Origin of the sequence: Streptomyces sp. NPDC001933 (genome assembly GCF_042890955.1) — a bacterium.
Taxonomy (GTDB): domain Bacteria; phylum Actinomycetota; class Actinomycetes; order Streptomycetales; family Streptomycetaceae; genus Streptomyces.
Window position 1 is genome coordinate 1 of record NZ_JBIASS010000079.1, and the last position, 7,396, is coordinate 7,396.

General features: G+C 68.1%; 3 protein-coding genes and 5 pseudogenes. 5 read left to right on the forward strand and 3 right to left on the reverse strand.

The genetic code is table 11. The annotated features are described in order from the left end of the window. Nucleotides 1–7: 7 nt before the first annotated feature. Nucleotides 8–682 carry a DUF6308 family protein gene (locus ACFYY7_RS44820; RefSeq protein ID WP_388672069.1) on the forward strand — a complete coding sequence of 225 codons (675 nt, stop codon included), beginning with the start codon at nt 8–10 and terminating at the stop codon, nt 680–682. A 319-nt stretch (nt 683–1,001) separates the two neighbouring features. Here the strand turns inward: ACFYY7_RS44820 and ACFYY7_RS44825 are convergent. From ACFYY7_RS44825 to ACFYY7_RS44835, 3 genes and pseudogenes are all read right to left on the reverse strand, one after another. Beyond that, nucleotides 1,002–1,289: pseudogene (locus tag ACFYY7_RS44825) on the reverse strand (transposase family protein); the annotation flags it as partial. 690 nt (nt 1,290–1,979) lie between these two features. Continuing rightward, the gene (locus ACFYY7_RS44830; RefSeq protein ID WP_388672064.1) at nt 1,980–2,894 is read right to left on the reverse strand and encodes a hypothetical protein; all 915 of its coding nucleotides are present in this window, start codon (nt 2,892–2,894) and stop codon (nt 1,980–1,982) included. A 226-nt stretch (nt 2,895–3,120) separates the two neighbouring features. Continuing rightward, nucleotides 3,121–3,762 (reverse strand): annotated as a pseudogene (locus tag ACFYY7_RS44835) (DUF6766 family protein). On the opposite strand from ACFYY7_RS44835, the pseudogene ACFYY7_RS44840 reads away from it, so the two are divergent. The 4 genes and pseudogenes from ACFYY7_RS44840 to ACFYY7_RS44855 all read left to right on the forward strand — a co-directional run. After that, a pseudogene (locus ACFYY7_RS44840) lies at nt 3,697–3,867 on the forward strand (DDE-type integrase/transposase/recombinase); the annotation flags it as partial. The pseudogenes ACFYY7_RS44835 and ACFYY7_RS44840 sit on opposite strands and share 66 nt — an antisense overlap. A 242-nt stretch (nt 3,868–4,109) precedes the next feature. Then, nucleotides 4,110–5,900: a hypothetical protein gene (locus ACFYY7_RS44845; protein WP_388672066.1), complete on the forward strand. Its 1,791-nt coding sequence runs from the start codon at nt 4,110–4,112 to the stop codon at nt 5,898–5,900. 207 nt (nt 5,901–6,107) lie between these two features. Beyond that, nucleotides 6,108–6,808 (forward strand): annotated as a pseudogene (locus ACFYY7_RS44850) (hypothetical protein). Between the two features lie 21 nt (nt 6,809–6,829). Then, a pseudogene (locus ACFYY7_RS44855) lies at nt 6,830–7,396 on the forward strand (hypothetical protein); the annotation flags it as partial.

Genomic DNA, 7,396 nt, shown 5'->3' on the forward strand with positions numbered 1-7,396 from the left:
CGCCCCCATCCGCATATCTCACACACCACGGGATACAACCACCACACCCGGCCTATCAAGGACTTCGCAAAAGTTCACCCTGACGAGCCGAAGTCAGTACTTCGGCATAGGCGTGCCACCCAGTGAGGCGACGTTCACCGGCAGCCGGTTCGAGCATCTGGCCGGCGGGGGAGACCGACCAGAAGTCGCTGACCGAATCACGGCGGAGGACCTGATCGCGGTGCAGACCCTGTCGGTCACCGTTCCGGCACCTGTCGCGCTGGACATCCTGGAGGGCCGCCTTGGCACGCGGCTGTCCGGACTGCTGCACGCCATTCCCAGGGACATCGACATGGTTGATGCCGACGCGCTCGTAGTGGCCGACGGCTCGCCGGCGGATCAGGCCTGGAGCCTGCTCAGCGAGCAGTATGGAGTCAACTGGGTAATCGCCGGGAAGATCCTGGCCCGCAAGCGTCCCCGACTGCTCCCGGTCTACGACCGAGTCGTCCGCTGTGCCGTCGGCCGGCCGCCGTCCTTCTGGCTCGCTCTCCATTTCGCGCTGCGAGAGGACGACGCTGCGCTGCACCGCCGACTGCTGGAGCTGAGGCAGGTGGCGGGGGTGCCGGAGACGGTGAGTGCGCTGCGGGTATGCGATGTGGCGGTATGGATGGGCCACCGCGCTCTGGGCCACGCCTGCCCCTGAGGGCGCCTATCGCGAACGCGGTACCTGAAGTGGCGTTCTGGTATGTGAGGGTGACGGACTTTGGCTTCGTGCATCTCTAGGAACAGCAGATGTGGACGGGGTTGGGAGGCGGTTGGTGATCTTTCGCCGCCTGGATGTCGGTGAGAAAATGACGGCACTCTCTGCGGTGGAAGCCGACTCACTCCCTGGCAGGCGCGGTAGAGCCTGGCTCCCTGGCTGGGTTGTCGGCTGCTGGGGAAAACCGACGTGACAGGCGATGTCTGCTGAGGAAGACTCGCGCCGTGCGCGATCGTGTGGATGCTTCTTCTGGCCTGGTGTTGCGGGGATGGAGGGCGAGCATCGGCCCGAGGTGGTCGGTGATCCGGTCCGCAGCCGACTTCGACACTCCGAACAACGGCGCGATCTGGCGCATCGTCAAATTTGTGCGCCAGTACGCTGCGACCAGTAGTGCCCGGTCCTCCAGCGGAAGGCTTCACGGCCGGCCCTTGCGGACCGCGTCAGCACCCCCGCGACGCAGAACCGTCACCAGCTTCCGGAAGGCACGCGGGCTCAGCCCGGTGAACGGGGCTATCCAGGAAGGCTCCGACGCCGTGAGCACACCAGCCACGCCGTGATCATCGCACCTGGAGCAGCATGATCATTCAGATGCGGGAGCTCAGCCGCAGTGCAAGCAGGCGGCGTAGACGAGCAGAGGACCCTCGAAGAGTCCCGAGCTTCCTCACCTCGTCCGTCTCGAGCTCTGGCCGGCCCGCGAGAGCAAGCACAGCGGCGTAGGGCCTTTCGCCCTCGTCAAGCTTCGCTGCAACGCCATCGAGCACAGCTCGGAGAACGATTCGGTTAGCACCTGGATGTTCAGCCAGGAGGCGAAGGACCCGGTTGTCGTTCCAGACACTGTCGCGAGCCCTGCTCAGCTCCAGGAGAGCCGCGGGCGGGGTGTGAGGATTGGCGGCCAGAGCCTGCCAGACGAAGGGGTATGGACACTGAACGAGGCGGTGTAGGACAGAGCCGTCCTTCTCGGCATGCGCCAGTGCGAGGTAGTCGGCAGGCGTGGGCACGAGGGTGGCCTCTCAGGATGGTCGGAGCCGTCATCTTGCCATTGCGGCTGGCCATCAACAGGCACCGGGACCGCCCAACCGCGGCTCGCTCCGACCAGCAGTTACGGGACAGCCCTTACCTGCGGCGTGGTTGCACGATCGAGGGGCGGTCGCCGTGAGACCGCTCCCGCACGACCGAAGTCCCGCTACACTCCCGCCACTCGGCGAAAGACCAGCTCAGACAGCGAAATCCTGCTGGAGTACTAGCCGCGGCGTTGCAGGATGTAGAGGTCCCAGCTGTCGGGGTCGCCGATGTAGACGAACAGCTTTGGGTGCTCGGGGCTTCCAAAAACCTCCCAGGTGTCCATGGGGCAGTCGTCGAGGGACACATCCACCGCCTGGGACCACGGTCCGGCACCTGGGTCGTACTCCCAGGTGCCGGTGCCGGTGCACTCGTGCACCACGGGTTCGAAGGAGTCGTCGAGGTCGAACGTTTCGACGCGGGTCGCCGTGGCCTTGCCGTGCGCCGTGAGGATGAGTGTGCCGCCCTTTCCGTCGGACCACGTCCCGGCGACCCGTTCCGTGCTCAGCCGCGGAGGCTCGTATCCGATCCCGGCCCACAGGCCGATGCCGCCGAGCGTGCCGACGGCGACGACAGCGAGCGTCCCGTACAGCGCCACACGCCCGAACATCGCGCCGCCGGAGAGCCGCGGGCGATCCGGCAACAGCAGCCTGCGGGCGACCAGCGTGGTGACGGCGAGCGCCGCCGCCACCACGAGCCATCCGCCGAGGCCCGCGAGGAGACCGGCCTCCACGAGCACAGCCGTGGCCAAGGCCGGCGGGGCGGTTCCGACAGTTGCCAGCGCCGGGACCCACCACCACGCCTCACGCCCCGAGAGCCGGCGCCCGAGCCATCCGGCCACGACCAGAAGCGGCATCACCACGCCGACCGACAGCAGGGCGGCAAAGGCAGCTCCGGCAGCCAACACGAACGGCGCCATCACGATCAGGAAGATAATCCCCATCGCGTTGTAGGGTAGGCCCGGGCTCTCCTGGGTCTGCCCCCACACGATGAGGGCAATCGCCCCGATCACGGCCCCGACGAACAGCATCGACATTGAAGCCGTCAGCACCGCACCGAACCTGTCCCTCACGCGCGCCTGCGTCTGCCCCGGCACCTGTATTTCTGAACGCATTCAAATCCCCTCCCGTGTCGCATCCTCCTCCATGCGGTACGAGCCTTCGTGACCGGGGCCCCTATGACGGCCGCCGTCTTGCACCGGAGTGCGGCCGGGAGCGGACGGGGGCCCTCGGGACGGCGGAGAATCCAGCCCGCGGGTGATGGGTGCCGATGAGCACGCGACCTGTCCGGCACGGGTCCGCTTCGCCGAGGGCGAGGGACGGTCATCCTTCGACTCCGGTGGTTCCGTGGGGTGTTCCTACGGGTTTGGATTCCGGGGATCCGCGCTGGCGCAGGTATACGGAGAAGGTGGCCATGCAGGCCACTGCGAGGAGTTCGGACTGCCAGTTCTGCAGGCTGCGGCTCCAGAAGTCGGCGGACGCTAGGTAGCCTCCCCAGCTGATGGGGGCCTGGAGCGAGCGCAGCTGCTGTTCGTTGTAGGCGGCGGCGCCCGCGCTGGACTGTGCCAGCCACGGCAGCAGGAACAGTCAGGCCATGACCAGGCCGAGAGAGTGGCTGAACAGCGCTTGGCGGGCTCCTCCGATGCCGGCCCAGCGTGGGGATTCCTCGCGGGTGTGTTCGCCCATCCGCTGTTCCCGGTCCGATTCGGTGCTGGCTCTGTCCAGTTTCTTGGACTCGGGCGAGCCGCGTAGCAGCAGCCAGACCGTCGCGACGATGTAGAGGAAGAACTGCAGGTACTCCGACTGCCAGTTCTCCATCACGTCGACGGCGAAGTCCGAGGACATCAGATAGGCGCCGAACCCGATCCGCGCGAGTCCATCGGTCGCGAGCTGATCGTTGAACTCCGCCCCTCCGTGGAACACCGCGCCCACAAGGGTCTGAACAACCGGGCCGAGAACAGTCATCAGCCGATGAGGCAGCGCGAACGCGCGATGAAGGGCTTCCGCAGTACCGGCGGGGCCCAGCGGTTCCTGTCCGCGTTCAGCGGCATCTCACCGCACTTCGGACCGCGCCGCCACCTGATGACCGCCACCCGATACCGCACCGAGACGACCACCCGCTTCGCCATCCGGGACGAGATCACGGCGCCACCGACCAGCCCATCGCAGCGTAAGCCAGGCCCCCACCCGACCCCTGCACACCCTGACGCGCCCTCAATCGATCAACACCGCACCAACGTGACAACGCCCTTCACCACGATGGTCGCCTTGGGCTACGGTCACCGTTCAAGGTGGCGAAAGGAGCTGTGCCGATGACCCGCCATGTGTTGACCGCCGTCGGCGTCGGAGGCGAGCCGGTCGCGCAGGAGGCCCGCACCACCCCGCCCCCGCTGGCAGTGGTCGCCTCGTACGGCGATCTCCACGCGTGCGACTACGTGGTCGTGGCTCAGGACGCGTCCGTGAGTCTCTATGCCCGTGACCATGGCGGGACGTGGGACCTCGTGTGCGCCGGTACCGACGCCGCGACCGTCGACGAGCTGCGTCTGTGGTTCGACCTCACCCACCACTATCCGGGGCCCGACGGGACCGATGAGGGCCATCCGCTCGGCAAGGCTCCTGCGGCGGGGGCTGGCGGGCGCATCGACTCGGCGCGCGCCGTCGTCCTGGTCCAGGAACACATCAGCGCCCGCGGTCTCGACTATCCGGTGCACGGCCTGGAGGCGGACCGGTTCGCCGCCGGGTGGAGCGTGTACACACCTGTCGACATCGATGACAGCGACCCGATGGCCTTCCTCGACCTGCCGCTCGACCGATCCGTGTTCCTGATCAGCGACGTGGGGCGGATCAAGGAGGTCACCACCGCGATCCCACCCGAACAGGTACGGGCCCTGTTCACCGCCGAGGAGGCCTTCGTGCGGCGCGCACCCGTCGAGGAGTCGTTCATGAACGGCCTCAAGGAGGAGTTCGAGCGTCTCGACGCCCGGTCGGGGCAGCCCGGAGCCGTCGCGGATTTCACCGTCGTCTCCGCCCCGTCCCAGGAGTTGAACGCGGGCCGGGTGTCCGCGCTCGCTCATGAGACCGCGCAGCAACTGGCCCTGCTCGGACCGGTGCAGTGGGACCGCATGACCGCGGTCTTCTCATGCACGGTGTCCGCCGAGACGGCCGACGTGTCCTTCTGGAACCGCGAACGGCCCATGGACGTTCGGGTCCCCGAGCAGATCGCGCTCCTCGTACGCCGCCAGCGGCACCTCGCGGCCGCCATGCCGGCCGGCCCGTGGCTGCGCATGCTGCTCACCGTCGCCAAGGCCGCGGACGGGCGTGCGCAGGTCTCCACCGAGTACGACTACGGTGACGAGCGCCTGCCCGACGGACAGTTGCTCGCCCCGTCGCACTACCGCAACGACCTCGCCGCCTACCCGCGGACCGAGGTGCCGACCTGGCTGACGGGCTATATGGGAGCACACGGCACGCGTGCTGAGCGCCCGTGTCCGGAGCCCGCGCGTGTGGAGCGCCCGCGTCCCGAGCCGGCCGAGCGCCCCTTCGTGGACAGCAACGTCGGTTGGTCGACACACCTGGTGGCCGACCGGCACCGCATCACCTACGGGCGGCACACGCTGGACTGGGACGAGGTCGAGTGGGTCCGGTATCCGGTCTCCCGTACCAAGCACCAGGGCTTCCTGGTTCCGTCCATGTACACCACCACGTACACCTTCGGCGTGGGCACGTACGCGGACTCGCCGGAAGGCCTGCGTAATCTGAGCTGGAGCAGGGGCGGGAAGCGGCCCACGGACCCCGCGGAGTGGCTGGCCCTCGTCGACTTCGTCCAGCGCATCATCGAACCCCGGCTCCTGGCGAAGTACCTCGACCTCATCCGGCGGGGCGGGGCGATCACCATCGGCGAGGTGCGTGTGCACCGCGACGGGCTCACGCTGCGCGGGGTCATGGACGCCAACTGGCGCTCGCTGACCGGTCTCGAGGTCGCGAACGGCCTGATCTGGATCCACGAGCAGGGCCGACCACAGGCGGTGAGGGTGTCACTCGGCAGTGCCAACGCCGTACTTCTGCCACGCATCGTGGCGGCCATGACGGCCGGGACCGGGTAAGGGGCACCCGCTTCGTACCGGGACCTGGACGTGGCCGCGCTTCCCTACTCGGGGAGGCGGGAGCCGGCCGTGGCGCGGTAGTGATCAGTGCCCCCGCGCAGAGCCCCGCGACGAGGGCGAGGCCGGCGGCGCCGAACAGGGCGGCACCGAGGACTGCTGTACGGCAACTTCATCGCCCGGTACGTGAACCCGAAACTTCCCGAGCCCATGGCGAAGGAACTCCTCGACCGGGAGAAGGACACCACCCCTTCCCCGTTCCTCACCTGCATCGCGACCCTGCTGCTGCCGGTCGTCCTGATGCTCTTCCGTACGGTCGTCGAACTGAACGCCCCCGAGGGCTCGACCCTGCGCACGATCGCCGAGTTCGTCGGTGCTCCCCTGATCGCGATGCTGATCGCGGTCACCGTGGCGATGTTCACCTTCGGGGTGTTCCAGGGCACGGACGCGGGCCGCCTCGGCGTGCTGGTCGCAGGCGCCTTCGGCCCGATCGCCGGAGTGACCCTCATCGTGGCGCCGGCGGCGGGTTCAAGGAGATGCTGGTGGAGACAGGGGTGGGCGAGAGCATCGCCAAGGCCGCCCAGGCGTCCCACATGTCGGCCGTCCTGCTGGCCTGGCTCACCGCCGTCGCCATTCGCTTCGCCACCGGCTCGGCGACTGTCGCCACGGTCACCGCGGCCGGCATCATGGCTCCCGTTCTCACCCAGGTCGGCGGCGCGGACCCCTCACTGGTCGTGCTGGCCATCGGAGCGGGATCACTGTTCTTCTCCCTGAACGACGCAGGTATCTGGCTCGTCAAGGAGTACCTCGGTACCATTGTCGTCGACACCCTCAAGACCTGGTTGGTGATGGAGACCCTGATCTCGGTGATGGGGCTCGGCGGGGTCATGGCGCTCTCCCTGATCCTTTGACGGGACGGCCGTCCCGTCACCATGGCCAAGCCGGCGCGGTGTTTGCTCGCGGAGACCGCTCTGTTCGTCGACACGTACGCCGCGGACGTGGACAAGGACGTTCCAGCTGCTGACGGGAGACCCCGGCTGGTCGCCGGGTACCTGGCCGTCTGTGCGCTCCGCCGGGTGACGGCGGAGCGCACCACGGACCACGACCCAAGAGCATGTGTTCCTCTCGACAGTGTTCACCGCCACGGTCGAGCCGGTCCGAGCGAGGCTGTGGACGGCGTCGCGAACCTGCGGGATCGGACCTGCCTCTACGGGATCGAGCGCCGACTTCCGCCACGGCCTGGAGATCGTGGCCTGGCCTACGCGCTGCAGGTCAGGGGCGAGATGACCGCCCATGCCGAGTCGGCCGTGCCGCACCAGCCGCCCTACGGCGGGCTCGGGCCGCGTCTGCTGTCCCGCTACCGCACCCGCCTGGTCAGCCTGCGCGAAGATTGTTGTATGTGGGTTCAGCGAGTGATCGAACTGACCGGGTGGGAGCCGCTCGGGATCTCCGTCGACTGGGCGGCGATCGAGGGAGAGCTGGGGGTTCCGCTGCCGGCG

Excerpts from the sequence above, each read along its gene's own strand:
- ACFYY7_RS44845 (WP_388672066.1), top strand. The coding sequence starts at position 4,110 with ATGACCCGCCATGTGTTGACCGCCGTCGGCGTCGGAGGCGAGCCGGTC.